This is a genomic window from Dictyobacter arantiisoli, assembly GCF_008326305.1.
In the GTDB taxonomy this organism is placed as follows: Bacteria; Chloroflexota; Ktedonobacteria; order Ktedonobacterales; family Ktedonobacteraceae; genus Dictyobacter; species Dictyobacter arantiisoli.
In genome coordinates this window covers 9,516-28,913 of sequence record NZ_BIXY01000096.1, presented here as the reverse complement: position 1 = coordinate 28,913, position 19,398 = coordinate 9,516, and the positions used below count along the sequence as shown (strand labels likewise).

Genomic DNA, 19,398 nt, shown 5'->3' with positions numbered 1-19,398 from the left:
AGGAAAGGTGCTGTGCACCTTTCCTGCACTACACACTAAAAAGATGTTTGAGCACCGCAGGTGCGAAAACTCATGCACAGAGACCGTGGAGACCACGGGAGGCTGACACGCTCTAACAAAGTGTTTGATTCCCACTCTCATCGGGATCTTGCTGCTCACTTGCTGGCAGGCGCCTGCGCGCCTGCGCCCTTTTTAGTGTGTGGTGCAGAAAAGGTGCATAGCACCTTTTCTGCACCACACACTAAAAACAGTTTTGAGCACCGCAGGTGCGAAAACTCATGCACCAGGATGGCGAAGAGCATGGGAATCAAACACTGTCTAAGAATGTGTCAGACTCCCTGTACCATCGGGATCTTGCTGGCAGGCGCGTACGCGCCTGCGCCCTTTTTAGTGTGTAGTGGAGAAAAGGTTCTTCGAACCTTTTCTCCACTACACACTAAAAAGATGTTTGAGCACCGTAGGTGCGAAAACTCATGCACAGAGACCGTGGAGACCACGGGAGGCAAACACTTTGTAAGAGACTTTGCAGAGACCGAACGAGACCAACCATTCTCCCCCTGCTTTTAATACGCAAACGCATGTCTTAATGGGTACAACACACGCACAGTTGCGCGGGATAGTTCCCGGAAAAAGAAAAATACAATGAAAGAAGACCAAGAAATTTTTAGGATATCTTATTATTTTTGAGCTTTATGGGTATCTTCTAAAAAGGCGCTGTAATTATCCAGTCCTCCCGATCATTTATCGTCAGGATCTCGTCCCGATCCCTTGCGAAGGGGTCCCAAAGTCAGCTATTCTACAAGCTACTACGTAACAGATACAGCAGAGTAATAGAGTAAGGACATTCTGGTATACGCAATCGGCATAGAAAGGGGAGTTATGAGCATATCTCTGACAGATATTGTCATTTTTCATAGTCAGTTCCGTGGAGTTTATTTTTCATTAAGTGTAGAGCAAGTGCTCTTCTGGGGTATCGCCCTGATTATTGGTATCCTGGCTCGCCGGGTGGTGGGTCGGCGTCTCCCATTTGGCTATATCGGGACCATCATCATGGCACTACTGGGCATCTGGCTCGCCACCGATGTCATCCTGATCGACATCCCCCTGGACATCCTGTTTTATAATGTCCCATTGCTGAAGTCTACACTGGGGGCTATCGTGTTTGAGATACTCTGGTATGTGATTGCCTATCGCAGTTATCGTGTCTGGTCGCGCCGTCGTACATATAAGACCCTTCCCCCGGCGCTTGATCGCTAGTTGGATGCTTCATGGGGAAACACTTACCTGTGCTATAATAGCGAAAGCTTGTTGGAATCATTTTATACATATATATTGTTGAGGCTTCGCTTTGGATATCACCTTTTTCACCTTTACTATTAGCGCTTTTGTAACCTTTCTTACCGTTATTGATCCTGTTGGGCTCGCACCTATCGTGGTAGGACTGACTTCTCATTTTAATCCTGTGCAGCGGAACGCGATTGTGGCAAAGGCTACCTTTATCAGTGCCGGAATTATTCTTTTCTTTGCCGTGGTAGGGCGATTCTTACTTGATCGGCTCAATATTCAACTCTATGCATTTAATGTCGCCGGCGGTGTCCTCCTCTTCATGATGGCGGTGGATATGCTCTTTGGTCGTCCTTCAGGAGCCAAGGAAACCAAGGAAGAGGAAGAGGAAGCGATGACACGAGAAGATATCAGTGTCTTCCCCCTGGCGATTCCTTTGATTGCGGGGCCGGGCACTATCGCCACCACCATTCTCTACGTCGGGCAAGCCTCATCTCATCCAATAAATTTGATCGCGGTCGGGGCTGCGATTATCTGTACCCTGTTTCTTGCCTGGCTGGCAATGCGCAGTTGCACCCTGATTATCAAATACGTTGGTAAGACAGGTATTCTGGTCTTATCACGTATTCTGGGTATTCTGCTGGCGGCTCTGGCGATTCAATTTGTACTCAATGGCATCAATACATTCGCACATGTGAATAATTTTATCAAATAAGGTCACTGAACGTATCTGGCTTCCAGGATCTTCACAATCTTCAAACATGAGTTTTCACACCTGCTACATGCTTTAGTCATCGCAATATTCCCTTTTTTTGAGCGTGAAAGGATCAATCTATGGCAAGAATTGCCACCTTAGAGAAAGTAATACGTAATATATAACGGGAAAGGTAACACTCAGTTCCTCACTGGTGGTTACAAAAACATCAGACGGCAAGGGATAGACGGTTCTCTTAACAACAATTTTGCTAAAGTGAGGTGTGAGTGAACGATCCTCAACACATTGATAGGGCAGTACAGCATACGTTAAACGTACAGAGGAGTTATCAGGCTGCCCTCTCGCGCTATCATACACGTTCACGGCTGGCACGTATCTCCTGGGGAACCTGGATTATCGTGCTGGGAACAACACTGTTGTGGTGTATCACGGCGACTCAAGCCGCTCAGGCGGTCGGTGCCCATAGTTTGACCGCTATCATCACGCAGATCAGCCACAACGCCATTAATACCCAGGCGAACAGCGATAATTCCCTGACCACAGTGCTATTGCGCTATGGAGCAAAAGAAAACAGCTTGCTTGAACAAGGCCAATACTGGCGCTTCATCCTACCTATTTTCCTACATGTAAATCTCTTACATGTAGGATTAAATATGCTCAATCTGCTGGCTCTAGGACTCTTTATTGAACGGCTGGTTGGTCATATACGCCTTGTGTTGATCTATCTTATAACTGGTATCATTAGTACTATCACCAGTTTCTGGTTTGCCCCTGCTGTGATCAGCGTAGGAGCCTCAGGAGCAATCTTTGGACTGGTGGGCGCTTATTGTATCTTTATCCTTGTCCATCGACGTGCCTTTCCATATGGTGGGCTCTTTACCCTGCTCTGGCTCTTGCTGGTGATTGGATTGAATCTCGGGATCGGGCTGGTGCTTCCCAATGTTGACAACTATGCTCATCTAGGTGGACTGATCAGTGGCTTCTGGCTTGGCTGGTGCTTTATGCCGCTCTATCGAGCTGATAAGGAGCAGAAGTTAAATGATATTCACCAGCTTAGGCACCGTTGGCCCTTGGCACTTCTGACAATTTTAGGTACACTACTATTTGCTGTTTTAGCATTACATTTGGGAAACTAATCGACGCACAAAATGCCTTTTGTAGCGGCGGTCGTAATACTGGGAGGAAATCTCGTGGAAGCACAAACGGAACTCCAAAATTATCTGGAGCAGGGGAGGCAGGCACTGGGAGAAGGAAAGGGGCGTGAAGCCGCCATTGCCTACGCCCATGGTGCTCAGTTAGAACCTGAGAATCCGCAGGTTCATCTGGGATTAGCCGAAGCTAATCTTGCTCTGGGCAATTATGAAGTGGTACAGATGGCATGCCGTCGCGTACAAGAACTACAGCCCAATGGTGGCACCGAGGGTTGGATGGCACAGGCACTGCTGGAACTCTTAAACAAGCAGTATGAACGCGCCCTGAAGAGCACCGACAAGGCCATTGATCTGGATCCGACCATTGGTTATCTCCACGCCTTACGGGCCTACCTGCTCCGCGCCAATGGACAGGATTATGATGCCAGTCTGGCTCGTGCTCGCGCGACCCGTCTCTCGTATGGAGGCCGTTTTGAAAATTGCTTCCCCCCACTGGAGCCGAAGAAAGCAGCGGCTACATCCATTCCGAATCTGCCTCCCATCCCGGCCCAGGGTACACCCACAGCCCGGCAACCCGAACGCAAACAGGCGCAGGAGCAGTCATGGGCACAACCCAGTCCCTTACGACGGCAAATGGTACGCACGCGCTTCACGCTCAGTCAGTATCCAACTATCGTCACAACGATACTGATTGCCATCAACATTGTAGTCTACCTGTTGATGCTACGCTTCCAAAACATCCTTATTTATGGGGCCCAGATTAACAATTTGGTCCTCTCTAATGGAGAATATTGGCGTATCTTTACCGCTATGTTCCTGCATGATCCACGTGACATTGCTCATATCGCACTCAATATGCTCTCGCTCTTCTTTGTGGGTCGAGCAGTAGAAATTTTCTACGGCAAATGGCGCTATCTCGTTATCTATCTACTCTCAGGCATCATTGCCGGCATCACATTCCTGCTACTCGATCCAAACAATGCAGTGGTGGGAGCGTCAGGTGCTATCTTCGGCGTCTTTGGAGCCGTGGGCGTATTCTATCTGATGAATCGCCGTGCGCTGGGTGCCTATGGATCAGGTGCCATTGGTCAATGGGTCTTCTGGCTGGCGATCAACCTGCTATTCGGCCTGGCACCAGGCTCAAATATCGCACTCTGGTCGCATATTGGTGGACTCATCAGCGGCATGATTATTGCCTACTTGCTCCTGCCACGTACACGCCCTGGCCGCAAGCTTGTCTAATCAATCAAAAGGTACTTATACAAAACAAGAAGCAAGTGGTTGAAATACCGCTTGCTTCTTGTTTTGTGCAATACACTAAAAGTAGGGAGTCGGGCTTGCAATCTCGCTGTGACCCGGCTGAGTCACATTGATCCTATCAATGTACCGTTTCTATCACCACGGCACAAAGACGGTGATCCTATCCATGCCCTTTACCCCCCTGCCAGACTCCCTGCACTTTCCATCTTATGGCTCATGGTATAGATTGACCGCCGCACCATTCATCGCTTTTGGGGGATTTCTCCAATCGGGAAATAACGTTTATTCCTGCGGAACCGCTATCTCATGATCCCAAAAGAAGGCATGCCAGGGACCACTGCCAAGCATGGAAGGTTGCATCAGCGCTCGTTCGGCCTGAATGGTGTGGCTCAAATTGATATGATCCAAAGCCCAAAGTTACGGAAACGGTTATTTGTTGAAGACTGCTTTCTTACAAATATATCCTTCTCAGCGAGATCGTAACATACAAAAAGGCTTTTAGTAGGCTCGGTCCACTTTGCAATCGCGATTAGGGATGATAAAAGGTGCTGGCATTTATCAATTTGGAGCTTGCCGGGCGACAGGAAATTGTAGCTCAGTGACATAGTGAGACGCATCTATGTGCTCTCCATGCTGTAATCGAAGCAGCCGGGGCGGGCCGATGATCTGATAGCCGTTATCTTTGATCCAGCAATAGAGGGCCGCGTACGCCTGACCCATCAAAAGATTCACGCCTGCATAGATGGTGCTCACCATTGATCCACCGGATAGAGTGCGAATAGCGATCTGTTCGGTGCCTGCAAGGTGTGTAGATATAGGAATGGCGGTTTCCATATCAATATACAGACCATCTTCCCGCTGCTCGGATCTGGAGTGTAGCTGTATGATCGTCGGTCCTATAGGTTCTATCTGCTTCTCATGCAGGTAAGCAAGAATTCTGGCGGTGGATTGCTCAAAACCGCCGTGAAACAAGACGGTGGCACGATAGGAGGCGACGCGTACAGCGTCCACCTGTTTCAAGAGCATGTCGTAGGTCGGCAATTTCCCCTCCTGTTCAATCTGATGCAAGCGGGCCGCGATCCGTGTAAGACGCTCCTGCTCAGCCGTGATCATCTGTTGAGTTTGAGCCTGCTTGAGCGTCAACATTCCCTGCAATTGCTCCAACGGCAGATCATCCTCAAGCAAGCGGGCAATATGATCCAGCGGAAAACCAAGATCCTTCAAGGCTAAGATACGATGGAGACGCGGAAGTTGCTCGAGCGCGTAATAGCGATATCCTGTCTGTGGATCGAGCGTCAACGGTTTGAGCAACCCTTCTTTCTCGTAGTGACGAAGGGTTACGACAGAGACCTGGCCAACATGGGCAAATTCACCAATTTTAAGCAGCGATCGTTCTCCCATGTCTTATCACCATCGAACCAGGCGAGCGAGCGTAATCCGTATCGGTTGCGAATACAGCATCGTAAACTGCTCGGCGGTCACACTGAACCTTTGCAATCCTTCACGATACTTCTCAGCGTAGGCCGGTAACGACTCCCGCGCCCCTCCTTTCTCCAGTAAAGTGGCAGTCCCTTCGAGGATCACGATTCCTTGCTTCGCATTATCGAGCGCCAGCGTAACAGCAGGATGCAAGCGAAGATTGCGTAACTTCTGAGTATCTGGTTTGCTAAAGATGAGCACGGTGTCATGCTCCCACAGAAACCAGACGGGTACAGTATGAGGACGCCCATCAGGGCGCACGCCAGACAGCCAGACAAGTTCTTCAGAGCGGAGACGCTCTTCCGCTAGTGATGTTAGAATGATAGCCATATCTTCCTTTCCTGACTCTGCAAAAACAATCTTTAACCAGAGTTTACACACTCTCCTTACATGAGAGTCAAGCCAGAGGCCCCGATTGGTGAGCATGATGGAAAATGTAGGTGCGTGCCAGGGCCGCAGCCGAGGTGCGCTTTCCCGTTCCTCGTACCACCATCCCGCCCGGAGGCCATTCCAGAGCGTTGGGGTGAGAGAGTCGTACGAGCAAGGAAGCATTGACCTGCGCCCCGCTCCGTGCAATACCTACGTTTTGTTCATAATTCTCCGTATTGAAGCGCTATTGCCTATGAAGGGAAATAACACTTCTCCATCGACATTCTCGTTTTTTAACAGATTGCTCGTGGAGGGTGGTTGTTATGGGTGAAACTGCGCGGTACAAAGAGTCAGGATGATATTCAGTTTCTATTCACAACAAGAATTTGATTGACAATGCAATGTTAAAATAACATAATTGCAATGAGATACATAGATGTTTCTGGGATGCAAGTATCAATTCTTAGGAATAAATACTTCATTACATTAGAAAATGTATTTATGTTTCATTCAGATGTAATTACATACTGGCCTTTAGACAAGTATGGCGAGGACAGAATATGCATGGGTGCATTGAGTTGTTCTGTCCAGACAGCAGGATGTATTGCTGTCATACGGCACGGTTTTTATAACAAGGAGGTTACAGGATGACAAAAAGGATAGCCAGATCATTAGCAATGATCGCGGCACTCCTGATCGCCGTCAGCGGGGTTTTCATCGGGAGTAAAGCCACCTACGCAGCTTCATACTGCCAGGTGACGTACACGGTGACAAACCAATGGGCTGGCGGATTCGGGGCCAATATCACGGTCCAGAATACCAGTTCCACAGCATGGACGAATTGGAATCTGGCATTTCAATTTCCGGCCAGCGGTCAGTCCGTCACGCAGGGTTGGAATGGTACCTTTACCCAGTCAGGCCAAAACGTGACAGTGGCAAGCATGAGTTGGAATGGCAGTGTTGCAGCTAATGCCTCTGTCACTCCTGGCTTCAATGGTAGTTGGACGGGGAGCAATCCCATCCCAACAAGTTTCACCGTCAATGGTAACGCTTGCAATGGATCAACAACGCCTACACCTACACCTACGGCAACCCATACACCAACAACAACACCGACTCCAGGTACCACACCGACACCTGGTACCACACCAACAGTGACACCAACATCCACACCAGTCACACCGACACCCACACCTGCACCTGGTACGCATGTGGACAATCCCTATGCTGGTGCCATGGGCTATGTAAACCCGGCGTGGTCCGCCGAGGCCAAGGCTGACGGTGGTAGCGCCATTGCCAATATCTCCACCGGTGTCTGGCTGGATCGCATCGCCACTATCGCGCCGACCGATGGAACCATGGGCCTGCGGGATCATTTGAACGCTGCCCTCACGCAGGCAAATGGCGCACCGCTAACGATTGAGTTCGTTATCTACGATCTTCCTAATCGTGACTGTTCCGCGCTGGCCTCTAATGGTGAACTTCTGATCGCAAATAGTGGCCTGAGCAAGTACGAGACTCAATACATCGATCCAATCGCCGCCATTATGTCTGATCCCAAGTACAGCAGCCTGCGCATCGTAAACGTCATCGAGCCAGACTCGCTGCCCAATTTGATCACGAACCTGAGTAAACCACTTTGTGCCGAAGCACAATCCACCGGTGCGTATGTCCAGGGAGTCCAGTATGCCCTGAACAAACTGCACGCCATTCCGAACGTGTACAACTATGTCGATGCCGGACACTCTGGCTGGCTTGGTTGGGACACCAACTTCCAGCCCGCGGTCAATCTCTGGGCCTCGACGATTAAAGGCACGACGGCTGGCTTTAACAGCGTTGACGGCTTCATCTCCGACACCGCCAACTACACACCAGTTCAGGAGCCATACCTGCCCAACCCGAACCTGACCGTGGGTGGTAGCCAGATCCGTTCTGCGAACTTCTTTCAGTGGAATCCCTACCTTGACGAGCAATCCTACGACACTGCCCTGTACAGCGCGCTCGTTGCGGCAGGCTTCCCATCCAATATCGGTATGCTGATCGACACCTCCCGTGACGGCTGGGGGGGCACGGCACGACCGACTGGAGTGAGCACCTCGACAGATCTGAACACCTATGTCGACCAATCGCGCATTGACAAGCGCCCCAGTCGTGGTGACTGGTGTAACCAGAGCGGTGCAGGCCTGGGTATCCGCCCGGTCGCCAATCCTGCTCCACACTTCGACGCATATGTATGGATCAAACCTCCAGGGGAATCAGACGGTTCAAGCTCATTAATCGCTAATAACCAGGGTAAAGGCTTTGACCGCATGTGTGATCCAACCTACGGCGGCAACTCTCTCAACAATAACATGCCTAGCGGCGCTTTAGCTAACGCACCACTTTCCGGCGCATGGTTCTCAGCACAGTTCCATCAACTGATGCAGAACGCCTACCCGCCACTGCCGTAAGCAGATGATCACCCTCCGGTGACAACTGGACAAGCGAAAAGCGAGAGTCCCTGCGGTAGCCTTGAAACGGCTGCTACAGGAACTCTCGCTTTTCAAGATCTTTATGCGAGGCTGCTTACATCATTGCGCTTCGTTTTCAGCGTTGCGGATGATGCGCATGGCTTCTTCGAGCAGGGCTCTGGAGGAATCGGAATCAGCAGTTTCGAACTCCATAGCTTGAAAGACACCAAGCGTTGCTTTGTCAGGGACCATTTCTGCGATGTCGGCGGCAGATAAACCGCGTAACTCTTCATAAGCGATTTCAGTTCCATCCTCCAGCTCATCAAGGATGGGATTCAGGTCGCTCAGGCCGCGAAAGGTAACGGTGACCTGCTGGCCTTCAGCATTATCATAGTCGTCGTTGAGCTCCTGTCCTCGTGCCATGGCTTTCGCATAAGCCTCTTCTGGGGAGTCGGCGCGGATCAGTACCAGATTATTGTGCACCACATTCTCGCTCTCACCCTCGGTCTCAATTTCCTCAACCAACTCGGCCAGATACCATTTCACATTCTTCGAACTATATGCCATGAGGAGGCTCCTCTCTGTCTACGCCCTATCAAGGGTCGCAACAATACAACGACATATGCTATTTTATGCTATCTCAACACTCACAAATAACACCAGTCATGTGACCGGACTACCTGCACACATGAGTGAGTATTCAGTATCATTATTCTAGCAGCCACTTTTCATGCATAGCAAGTCTATCCAGGCAGATGTCAGGATGACATACATGTATTAAATCACACCCATTGAAGAATCTCATGCATAATCTTCAGCGATCAGGCCAGCCACGATCTTACCGGATAACATGACGAGTGGAACACCGCCGCCTGGATGAGTGCTACCCCCGACAAAATAAAGGCCGGCAATATCTGGTGCGCGATTGCCGGGACGCGTAAATGGAGCCATACGTGCGTTTGACGACAGTCCATAGATCGAACCTGCATTGGCGCCATAGTTGCGCTGAAAATCCAGTGGTGTCAACAACGTCTCAGCTACAATATGCGCACGGATATCCCGCAAATCGATCTGCTGATAGGATGCCAGTCTATCCAGGAGATGATCGCGATACGGCAGAGCATCCCGTTGCCAGTTACTCTGCTCGGTCAGAGCAGGGGTATTCACCAGAATAAAGAGATTCTCGTGGCCGTCCGGTGCCTGTCCTGGATCGCTGCGTGTGGTGGCGTTGATATAGATAGTTGGATTGCGCTGCGGTAGCTTGCGTACAAAAAGATCCTCGAACTCGGCTGGATAGTCATCCGAGAAGAAGATATTGTGGTGAGCCAGTGCGGGATACTGCTTATTGGTTCCCAGCATCATCACAAAACCTGAACTGGATGGTTCGAGATGTTCCAGACGCCGTACCAGACGCCGCTTGCGTACTGCGGGCGAGAGCAATTCACGATAGGTAGTGACAACATCGCTATTAGCAACCACCAGATCGCTGCGCAGGACGCGTCCATCCGCAAGTACCACGCCACGGGCACGCCCATGCTCGACCAGAATACGCCGCACATTCTGATTGGTTTCGATACAAACACCAAGCTCACAGGCCAGCCGTTCCAATGCCTGCGCTATCGTATACATACCACCCCGGGGATACCAACCTCCATCAGCCAGTTCAACGTAGGGAATAATGCTATAGACGGCACCGAGTTGATAGGGTGACGATCCATTATAGGTCGCGTAGCGCGCAAAGAGCTGGCGAATATGTTCATCGGTAAAGAATGTACGAATATGCTGATCCAGCGATTCCGAAGAGAGTGCCGTCGCTATCGCTCCCAGGCGTTCCGGCAGCGTACTCTTCCGCAACTGCGTGGACACATCCCCTCCTCCCTGCTGGATATAGCGCAGGAAGGTCTGGAAAAGGTCCAGTGGACCACCCCGGCTATGATAGAGAAATGGATTGGCTGATGCGTCGAAAATAGTCCGTGCGTGCTTGAGAAAACGCCAGAAAGCTGCGCCATCCTCAGGATTGAAGCGCGCAAACTCCTGTGCTAGCTTATCGTGATCGCGCCAGGCATTGAGCAGCGCACCATCGCGGTAAAAATAACGGCAGGTGATATCTAAGGACTGTAAGTCGAGATACTCTTCAATCGAACGCCCGGCGGTTGCAAACAGCTCGCGTAAGACGTAGGGCATCGTGACCAGGGAGGGACCCGTATCAAAACTAAAGCCATCCAACGCGATGTGATTCAGCTTCCCTCCTACCTGCGGCTGGCGCTCCACGATATGCACGGCATGGCCCTGAAGCGCCAGATGAATCGCTACCGACAATCCACCAATACCGGCACCGATCAACAGAATTTGCTTCTGTACAGACATCTTTGTACCTCGCTATAATAATCACACCAGAGATGCTACCACAACCGCTTGTTGGGTAAGGAGTGAGGAAAAAATGCTAACAGCCACAAAGTTTCCCCTGGGAGAAAAACTGGTCTGGCTTTTGATACGAACATCATTACGCAAACACTTTGATCGGATCTTCTTGCGCATGCAGACACCTGTCACCGCCGCCGAGCGCACACGGCCAATTATTATCTGTGCCAACCACTCAAGCTGGTGGGATGGCTATGTGGCCGCCCTGGTGGAACGCTATCTCCATCTCGACGGCTATTTGATGATGGAGGAGCCTCAGCTGAAACGCTATTTCTTCTTCCGCTGGATCGGCTGTTTCTCGGTCAATCGCCAGAACGCACGCTCGGCTATCCAGACCATCCAATACGCCGCCCGACTCTTAAAAGAAAAGCCAGGACGCATGGTCTGGCTCTTCCCCGAAGGAGAAATATCCCGCAATGATCACCGACCACTCATCTTTTTCAGTGGGGCCGCTCATATCGCCAGACTGGCAGCTCCAGCCCTCATATATCCAGCCGCCATACGGATCGAATACCTGGCAGAGCAACATCCAGACCTCTATATAAGTCTGGGAGAGCCGTTGCAGATTGGTGAAGAGGAATTGCAAATGCGCGGCTTCTTAAAAAACTATACGAAAGAGCTGGAATGCAAAGTCACCCGGGAGCTCGATCAACTCAAAGCAGATGTCGTGGCTGGCGCGGATCAAGATTTTATCCAGATCTTGCGTGGGCGAACTTCAACGAATAGAATATTTGATGCTGCACTCTTGCGCAAGCAAATCAAGCATCAATAGAGGTATGGCATGGCCTTCATAGAGCAAATATGGACAATTCTGGCGGAAACATTACCATCTCTTCTACTCATTCTCCTGATCCTTCAACTCGTCAGTTGCAGTATCCTCATCCTCAACCTCTGCACATTTCGCCATTTACACAGAAAAGATATATTTGGATGCTTCATTTGGTTGCGACGTTGAAGACAGGATAAGGTTTAAGATGCCCGAGGAGGGCGATGATGAGGATGCCGCAGAGGGACCAGATAGTTCCCCAATAGTAGTGATGGGTGAGGTCGATGAGGCCGAACATGAAGAGGCTGCATAAAAAAAGTATGCCAGGGGCCAGCATTGCCATCCGCTCAATCTTTCCCTGCCACTGAACACGTTGCTCATACTCCTGTTTGTATTGTAGAACACTGTACGCATTCCGCCCTAACAACATCCAGGCAACCAGTATATTCAACACAAACGCAACCACAAACCAGGCCACAAAGTTATTTAGCGGCACTCCATAATACAAAAACGGCCCCAGCTCCAACCATTCCCAATAAAACACAACGTGCGCCGCCACTGGCTCAATCGCCAGATCCAGTAGTGTCGCCAGGAGCGCGCCTGACAATGCCATCCCGACAATCATGCCACGCTTCTCGAAGATGCGACGTTTCACATCCAGCAGACCCGATGTGCCAAAAATAATGAAGATCCAGGCGAACATGACGGACAGAGGAACCGAGCCTGGCAAGGGCGGCAACAGGACGCCGGTATAAGAATAACTCCCAAAGGGGAAGCCACTATTGACCCCGAGCGTTTCGATGGTATAAGAGAGTACAATCACACAGAGGGCCGCCAGTAGAGGGCGCCAGTAGCCGTAGCGGAACATCGCCACCACCACGAGGACGAATCCCTCCAGAAACAGCAGAAAGCTACCAGCCCAGTCGAGTGAAAAGGATGGCTTGACATCAAAGGCAACGCCAATCACCGCAACTGGATAGCAAAAACAAAACAGGCCTGCGAGGAATACAAAGGTCCAGCGCAGGCCAACAGAAACAGGTTGCCGGGCAGAAATCACCATATCCTCTATTCTATGACAGCTATAACATGGGCATAGGTCCCGGTCGCAGCCAGTGGCGCAACCGTGTCCTGCTGCACATCCAAGGCATAGAGCGCGTTATCAGCATAGAAAGTGACGGTCGAAGCATCCAACCAGCTACCCAGTTCCAGATAGTTGGCGGTGGATGTGACCAATAATTTGGGATCTCCCTGCGTCGGTCCATGCAGAGCATTGGTATACAGAGCAAACTGACGTGGGAAATTCTTCTGACTGGCCACAGAAAATCCGACATAGGCCAGAGTCTGACTATCAGGAGCGAACTGCGGGGTATCAACCCAATGATAGACAGCTGTATTTGCCAGATCAGGCTGCTCCGGTAAAATCACTTGCGCTTTGCTGAGCCGTTGCTCTCCATCAATAGACGCCAGTGAAAGGCTATTCGCGTAACTCAATCCTGAGATATCGTCGGGAGCATTGGTTGCTTGCAGCGGAACATAACCCAGGAATGAAGAATAGAGCAATGTATTTGCCTGCGGAGCCAGGGCCAACGGTCCCTGCTGCTTCTCATCATTCAGTAACTGTTGCGGTCTGGCGGCGGTTCCCTGGCTGAGATCGATTGACCACAGGCCAAAGTGGACACTACGATGATCACCACGATCATTGGTAAGCAGCAGATGCGTCGAGCTGCCATTTAAGAAAGAAAAGGCTCGATAACAGGGACATTGTGTGGCGGATTGTTGATAGATCTGTGTGGTATGTTCCAGATTGCCAGCGTAGAGATGGATAGTACCTTTGCCATTCTGCGGCGCACTGCTCCAGGCCAGGGTCGAGCCATCCTGGCTCACGGTCAGGGATGTAATCACTTGATCCGCTGAGGGAAACGTGGCAATCTGTCTGGCCTGGCCGTCAGGCAGGCTCATGGACCAGATGCCATTACCGCTATAGAGCAATTCTTTGTTGGTAGTCACCACAACTGGCACGGCGCGGTTATAAATATAACCTGGCGTATTCAAGATATGCGGCGCACCACCATCGGTAGTGACGGTATAAATATGACCCTGTGTCTGATAGAGCACGCGATGGCCGCCGGGCAAATGCATCGCAGATACTGCTGACCCATCAGGATTTTGTAACGGCGCAACCGGGATGGATGAGTGGGCCGCAACAGGTTTCGCTGCACTGCCAGTTCGCAAGAGCTGACGCGCTGTAACCGCTAGCAGCAGACAGATAAGGACCAGAAAAACAATGACTCCGCCCTTAGAGATGAGTTGTGGCCGCAAGCTGCGTTTCAACCTGACTTCTGGCTCATGTTCGGGCGGGCTACTCACATGCTGTTTCAAAATAGTCTATAACTCCACATAACTATTACCGCTTATATCGTATGATAGGGAAGAGGATGTCCCGTAGCGGGCAGGTGTTTTTGAATAAAGATCAACGTGCGTGCAAACACCTCATCGCGTTCGTGATCCTTCATTATGACATGGTATGACCGATGAAACGTTACCAGATATTTTTCTTGTGAGCCAACCAGCCGATAAATGGTGCGCCCATCACGTGCGGGCACAACGTGGTCCTGTCTGGCTACCATGATGAGGATGGGCGCTGTCACCTGTGGCAATTCGGCTCGTAACAATGGTAGATATTGTAACATACTTTCAACCGGAGCCATAGGTGTACGACGATAGACCTCACGCGTACGTTGACGGAGACGACGCGCAACTGGATCATGAATATCTTCGCGTAACGTTGGTAGCCAGGGAGTAAAATGTCTTACAAGGCGAACCGCATTTAACATACCGGGAAACATTTCGATGGGCGCGCACATTGTGACAATGCCGGTCACAGGCTCAGATGCCGCCACATGTAAGCACAATGCGCCACCCAGGGAATGTCCAACCAGAAAGACCCGCGTGCAACGTGCTTTTAAAGCCTGTAGTTCGGCACGCACGGCCGCCGCCCACTCGGCCCAGCCAATCGGCAACATATCCCACACATGGGTACCATGTCCGGGTAGTAATATATTCTCAGTGATCAAGCCTTGCTGTGCCAGATGTTCGCTCAACTCAAGCATATCGTCACGACCACCATTTAAACCGTGAACCAATAATACTCCCACCGAACCCTGATCAGCAGCTATTTGCTCAGGCATATATTTCTCATTCTAGCAATCACAACATACGAGCGGCGGAGAAAGGATCGCTTCCCTCTCCACTATCCATAGGACGAATGTCATGCGTTGCAGGTTGCAAGGAATAGATTCGTGACAATACGTGTAATCATTAGTGAATATTCTGGCGTGATGAAAGTAGCATATATTCAATACCATAATAGGCCAGCAGTCCCATCACTGCCAGAATAGAAACACAATCCTCGGGACTTACCAGAACTATGAGTTCTTACCTATAGCGATTGTTTTTTTTAAATGTTGGTGATATAGTTGATCAAGATTATCTCGGCGGTCCCACCAATTGATGTATGGGGGGAGGCTGTAGGGGAGTATTCTATGAAATTTTCAACGAAAGCAATTCATGCGGGGCAAGAGCCGGATCCATCCACAGGCGCGATTATGACCCCGATTTTTCAGACGTCAACCTATGCTCAGACCGGTCTGGGCCAACATAAAGGATTTGAATATTCACGTTCGGGCAATCCAACCCGTACCGCGTTGGAGGACTGCATTGCAGCCTTAGAGAACGCGAAATATGGCCTGGCTTTCGCTTCTGGTCTGGCAGCAGAACAGGGTGTGCTCAGCCTGCTCAAAACCGGAGACCATATGGTCTCCTGCGATGATCTATATGGTGGGACCTATCGCATCTTCGAGAAAGTTCTGGGCCGCTATCAGATCGAAACCAGCTATGTCGCCGCCGCCAATGTAGAAGACTATGAGAAGGCGATTCGTCCTAATACAAAGCTGATCTGGCTGGAAACACCCACCAATCCATTGCTCAGATTGGTGGATATCAAAGCTATCGCGGAGATCGCACATCGCCATAATCTGCTGCTGGTTGTGGACAACACCTTTTCCAGTCCTTATTTTCAGCAGCCATTAGAGCTGGGGGCCGATATCGTCCTGCATAGCACGACCAAATATATCAACGGCCATAGTGATGTCGTGGGTGGTGCCATTGCCCTCAATGATGAAGAAGCTTATCAGGCTATCAAGTTCTATCAGAATGCGGCTGGTGGCATACCAGGCCCCTTCGATTCCTGGCTGACATTGCGTGGCATTAAAACTCTCGCCGTACGCATGCGCCAGCATGAAAGCAACGCCTTTGCGGTCGCCAAATTCTTATCCGAGCATCCACGCGTCGAGAAAGTCTATTATCCAGGGCTGCCATCGCATCCCGATCATGAGCTTGCCAAACGTCAGATGAAAGGCTTCGGTGGCATGGTTTCCTTTTCATTTAAAGGAACACAGGAAGATATTAACCGTATCGTCAGTCGCTTAGAGATTATCACCTTTGCCGAGAGTCTGGGCGGCATCGAATCACTGCTCTGCCATCCTGCCAGCATGACTCATGGTTCAATTCCACGTGAGATCCGCGAGGCTCGTGGCCTGACAGATACACTGCTGCGCCTCTCTGTCGGCATTGAGGATAGTGAAGATATTCTGCTTGACCTGCAACGCGCTCTCGACTAATGCTAGCGCATCTCGTCGCTAAACAACGCAAGCCAGCTCCTTATTATAAAGAAGAGAATAAGGAGCTAAATGATACGTTTCAGTGCGCAAAACAGGAAACAAATCAATAGGTGATGGCTGTAAAAACGCATCGCGTAAGACAAGGCATGCCTCAATGGGAGACATGCTTCTCCGTTTGACAGAGCAAAGATACTTCTGCTATAATCTACGGGCACTCAGTCCGACAGTTATGTCGGCATTTTTATAGTGATGAAGCCCGCGTGAAGGGGCCGATGTATCGGGGAGGATTGATTCCACATGCCCAATAATGCAGCAGCTGAAAAGCGCATGCGTCAGGAAGAAAGACGCCGCGCGTTCAATCGCAGCACAAAATCTATCGTAAGAACACAAGTTACAAAAGCGCGTCAGGCAGTTCATGCCAGCAATTTCAACAATGAGCTCAGTGCAGAAGCCGTCCGTCTGGCTGTCAGTGAGCTCGATAAGGCCGCCAAAAAGGGCGTCATTCATAAAAACAATGCCGCACGCCGCAAATCGCGCCTGATGAAACAGCTCAATGCCGCGAATACAGAAAAGTAAATGATAGCGCCCAATGCTCTGCCACCCATTTATTCATGTTGAGCACTGGCGCACTAGGAGGTTTTAGGGATGGCTGACAACCAAGTCGTAACAAAGCCAGCAGGGCGGGCGTTACTAACCGCTGTCGAAAGCGCTCAGTTACGGAAAGATGTACCCGAACTGAAGTCGGGCGATACCGTCCGCTTACAAGTCAAAGTTGTTGAAGGTAACCGCGAACGCTTACAGCCGTTTGAAGGTATCGTGATGCGCCTGCGCGGTAGCAGTGTCAATCGCAACTTCACAGTACGTCGTATTACCAACGGTGTTGGTGTCGAACGTACATTTCTGGTAAATTCTCCTCGCATTGAAAAGATTGAAGTGCTGCGTCACGCTCGCGTACGCCGTAAACAGCTCTACTATCTGCGCGGTTTGACCGGTAAGGCTGCACGCTTGAAAGAGCTTCGCCCTCTGAGTGCCAAGCAGATCGCAGCTAAAGAAGCAGCAAAGAATGCCCAGGCTTAAAAAGCAAACCCCAACCCTGGTTGAAGAAATGGCCCTGTTTGAACAGGGCTATTCCTTTATCGCCGGACTCGACGAGGCAGGGCGGGGTTGCCTGGCAGGCCCGGTCGTCGCCGGAGCCGTTATTTTGCCAGAACGAGAAGATACGCTCGAACTCTTTGATGGCGTCAATGACTCCAAAAAACTTTCCCCCGCCACCCGTGATCGCCTCTATGATCATATTATGCAACACGCCGTCTCTGTTGGCGTGGGCATTGGCTCGGTGGATGAGATTGATACCCGTAACATCCTGCAGGCTACCAAATATGCCATGCAATTGGCTCTACAACAACTAAAACCAACTCCCCAGGCCCTCCTGCTGGATGCTATTTATTTGCCCAAAGTCCCACTCCCACAACGCTCGATTATCAAAGGCGATGCGCGTAGCCTCTCTATTGCCGCTGCGTCGATTATCGCGAAGGTCACACGCGACCGCATCATGGTTGCGCTGCATCAGGAATATCCTGAATATGGCTTTGAACAGCATAAGGGTTATGGTACTGCCGCCCATCTCGATGCCTTACATCGCCATGGAGCAACACCTCAGCATCGTCGCAGCTTTGCACCTGTACGCGAACTCTTCGGGCTTTTCGCCAGTAGCGAGAATAATAACTAATACAGTATATTTCTCTGTGTGATAGAATTGAAAAAACTATTTCAGGAGAGAAAACATCCTCATGGCATTGAACAGCACTTTTACACCGGCTGCACGGGCACTCTACCGGGCCCAATATGGCAATCTGATCACGTTCCGCAAAAATGGGAATGCCGTCTCTACCCCCATCTGGTTCGGCGATCATGATGGTATTATTTATATCGAGACAGGTGGCACATCGGGTAAAGTCAAACGCATTCGCCATACTGATCGTGTCACGCTCGCTCCCTGCACGGCTAGCGGGAAAGATACCGGCGAACAGGTGGAGGGGCATGCCTATATTGTTACCAATACGGCTGAACTTTTTATCGCAAAGGGCGCGCTACACCGCAAATATAGCTGGAAGCGTCAGCTCTACTATGGGCTGATGGAACTGGTACGTATCATACGCCGCCAGCCTGAGGAGCCACACGCCATCATTGCGGTCAAACTGGCTTAACACAATGAATTTTCCCTATGGAGAAATAAAGTCGCAATTAATGCTTGCCACATTGGCAGAGATGTGTTATATTTATCCGCGGAGAGATGTCAGAGTGGTCGAATGTGCCGCTCTCGAAAAGCGGTAAGGTGCAAGCCTTCGAGGGTTCGAATCCCTCTCTCTCCGCTTTCCTTCTGGAGGAGTCTCATAGTGGTCTAGTGAGCACGACTGGAAATCGTGTAAGGTGCAAGCCTTCGAGGGTTCGAATCCCTCCTCCTCCGCCCCAGTTCTATTTCCCACTTTTTGTGCTTCGCGTCTTCTGCCGCCTGCGGCGGCAGGTAGAAGAAAATATTTGGGGACACCCCAAACCCCGGCAGGGGCTTGCAGCCCTTTGCAATCCCGCTGATACTGCTTTACAGTACGCTTCGAGCTACACTCTCAAACCCGGCAGGGGCTTGCAGCCCTTTGCAATCCCGCTGATACTGCTTTACAGTACGCTTCGAGCTACACTCCCAAACCCGGCAGGGGCTTGCAGCCCTTTGCAATCCCGCTGATACTGCTTTACAGTACGCTTCGAGCTACACTCTCAAACCCGGCAGGGGCTTGCAGCCCTTTGCAATCCCGCTGATACTGCTTTA

At 50.6% G+C, this 19,398-nt stretch carries 18 protein-coding genes and 2 tRNA genes; 13 read left to right on the top strand and 7 right to left on the bottom strand.

The features are described from left to right. Window positions 1–879 precede the first annotated feature (879 nt). The 4 genes from F1593_RS23495 (at window position 880) to F1593_RS23480 (ending at window position 4,392) form a co-directional block, all read left to right on the top strand. A complete protein-coding gene (locus F1593_RS23495) occupies window positions 880–1,257 on the top strand; it encodes a hypothetical protein (protein ID WP_149403999.1) in 378 nt (125 codons plus the stop codon). 91 nt (window positions 1,258–1,348) lie between these two features. Then, entirely contained in the window at window positions 1,349–1,999 is a 651-nt protein-coding gene (locus tag F1593_RS23490) for a MarC family protein (RefSeq protein ID WP_235932678.1), read from the top strand. Window positions 2,000–2,265: 266 nt separating this feature from the next. Beyond that, window positions 2,266–3,135, top strand: coding sequence for a rhomboid family intramembrane serine protease (locus F1593_RS23485; RefSeq protein ID WP_149403998.1), 870 nt, complete (start codon window positions 2,266–2,268; stop codon window positions 3,133–3,135). Window positions 3,136–3,189: 54 nt separating this feature from the next. Beyond that, window positions 3,190–4,392 (top strand): rhomboid family protein, encoded by a 1,203-nt coding sequence (locus tag F1593_RS23480; protein WP_149403997.1) that lies wholly within the window; start codon window positions 3,190–3,192, stop codon window positions 4,390–4,392. A gap of 576 nt (window positions 4,393–4,968) precedes the next feature. Here the strand turns inward: F1593_RS23480 and F1593_RS23475 are convergent. Then, window positions 4,969–5,811: a MerR family transcriptional regulator gene (locus F1593_RS23475; protein ID WP_149403996.1), complete on the bottom strand. Its 843-nt coding sequence runs from the start codon at window positions 5,809–5,811 to the stop codon at window positions 4,969–4,971. 6 nt (window positions 5,812–5,817) lie between these two features. Further along, window positions 5,818–6,219: a TIGR03667 family PPOX class F420-dependent oxidoreductase gene (locus F1593_RS28605; RefSeq protein WP_172632390.1), complete on the bottom strand. Its 402-nt coding sequence runs from the start codon at window positions 6,217–6,219 to the stop codon at window positions 5,818–5,820. 686 nt (window positions 6,220–6,905) lie between these two features. Between F1593_RS28605 and F1593_RS23465 the strand changes: the two genes are divergently transcribed. After that, window positions 6,906–8,708 (top strand): glycoside hydrolase family 6 protein, encoded by a 1,803-nt coding sequence (locus F1593_RS23465; RefSeq protein WP_149403994.1) that lies wholly within the window; start codon window positions 6,906–6,908, stop codon window positions 8,706–8,708. A gap of 120 nt (window positions 8,709–8,828) precedes the next feature. Here the strand turns inward: F1593_RS23465 and F1593_RS23460 are convergent, their stop codons facing one another. Together F1593_RS23460 and F1593_RS23455 are read right to left on the bottom strand one after the other, a co-directional pair. Further along, the gene (locus F1593_RS23460; protein WP_149403993.1) at window positions 8,829–9,275 is read right to left on the bottom strand and encodes a DUF4288 domain-containing protein; all 447 of its coding nucleotides are present in this window, start codon (window positions 9,273–9,275) and stop codon (window positions 8,829–8,831) included. A 234-nt stretch (window positions 9,276–9,509) separates the two neighbouring features. Further along, the gene (locus tag F1593_RS23455; RefSeq protein ID WP_149403992.1) at window positions 9,510–11,075 is read right to left on the bottom strand and encodes a phytoene desaturase family protein; all 1,566 of its coding nucleotides are present in this window, start codon (window positions 11,073–11,075) and stop codon (window positions 9,510–9,512) included. A gap of 73 nt (window positions 11,076–11,148) precedes the next feature. Here F1593_RS23455 and F1593_RS23450 point away from each other — a divergent pair, with 73 nt between their 5' ends. Continuing rightward, on the top strand, window positions 11,149–11,901 hold the full coding sequence (locus F1593_RS23450; protein ID WP_149403991.1) for a lysophospholipid acyltransferase family protein: 753 nt from the start codon (window positions 11,149–11,151) through the stop codon (window positions 11,899–11,901). Window positions 11,902–12,064: 163 nt separating this feature from the next. Here F1593_RS23450 and F1593_RS23445 read toward each other — a convergent pair whose 3' ends face one another. Genes F1593_RS23445 through F1593_RS23435 form a run of 3 tightly spaced genes read right to left on the bottom strand, consistent with a single transcriptional unit; the run spans window position 12,065 to window position 15,083 of the window. After that, window positions 12,065–12,955: a carotenoid biosynthesis protein gene (locus F1593_RS23445; RefSeq protein ID WP_149403990.1), complete on the bottom strand. Its 891-nt coding sequence runs from the start codon at window positions 12,953–12,955 to the stop codon at window positions 12,065–12,067. Between the two features lie 5 nt (window positions 12,956–12,960). Then, the gene (locus F1593_RS23440; RefSeq protein WP_149403989.1) at window positions 12,961–14,274 is read right to left on the bottom strand and encodes a TolB-like translocation protein; all 1,314 of its coding nucleotides are present in this window, start codon (window positions 14,272–14,274) and stop codon (window positions 12,961–12,963) included. 32 nt (window positions 14,275–14,306) lie between these two features. Further along, the gene (locus F1593_RS23435; RefSeq protein WP_149403988.1) at window positions 14,307–15,083 is read right to left on the bottom strand and encodes an alpha/beta hydrolase; all 777 of its coding nucleotides are present in this window, start codon (window positions 15,081–15,083) and stop codon (window positions 14,307–14,309) included. Window positions 15,084–15,437: 354 nt separating this feature from the next. Here F1593_RS23435 and F1593_RS23430 point away from each other — a divergent pair, with 354 nt between their 5' ends. The 7 genes from F1593_RS23430 (at window position 15,438) to F1593_RS23400 (ending at window position 19,041) form a co-directional block, all read left to right on the top strand. Further along, complete coding sequence (locus tag F1593_RS23430) at window positions 15,438–16,574, top strand: cystathionine gamma-synthase (RefSeq protein ID WP_149403987.1); 1,137 nt, start codon at window positions 15,438–15,440, stop codon at window positions 16,572–16,574. A 297-nt stretch (window positions 16,575–16,871) separates the two neighbouring features. Further along, window positions 16,872–17,150, top strand: a complete 279-nt coding sequence (gene rpsT, locus F1593_RS23425) for a 30S ribosomal protein S20 (protein ID WP_149403986.1) — start codon at window positions 16,872–16,874, stop codon at window positions 17,148–17,150. Between the two features lie 69 nt (window positions 17,151–17,219). Next, window positions 17,220–17,651: a 50S ribosomal protein L19 gene (gene rplS / locus F1593_RS23420; RefSeq protein ID WP_149403985.1), complete on the top strand. Its 432-nt coding sequence runs from the start codon at window positions 17,220–17,222 to the stop codon at window positions 17,649–17,651. Further along, window positions 17,638–18,303: a ribonuclease HII gene (gene rnhB, locus F1593_RS23415; RefSeq protein ID WP_149403984.1), complete on the top strand. Its 666-nt coding sequence runs from the start codon at window positions 17,638–17,640 to the stop codon at window positions 18,301–18,303. Before rplS ends, rnhB begins: the two co-directional genes overlap by 14 nt. 61 nt (window positions 18,304–18,364) lie before the next feature. Continuing rightward, a complete protein-coding gene (locus F1593_RS23410; RefSeq protein WP_149403983.1) occupies window positions 18,365–18,781 on the top strand; it encodes a PPOX class F420-dependent oxidoreductase in 417 nt (138 codons plus the stop codon). 80 nt (window positions 18,782–18,861) lie between these two features. After that, a tRNA-Ser gene (locus F1593_RS23405) sits at window positions 18,862–18,946 on the top strand. A 10-nt stretch (window positions 18,947–18,956) separates the two neighbouring features. Further along, window positions 18,957–19,041: transfer RNA gene (locus F1593_RS23400), tRNA-Ser, on the top strand. The last annotated feature ends 357 nt before the right edge of the window (window positions 19,042–19,398 follow it).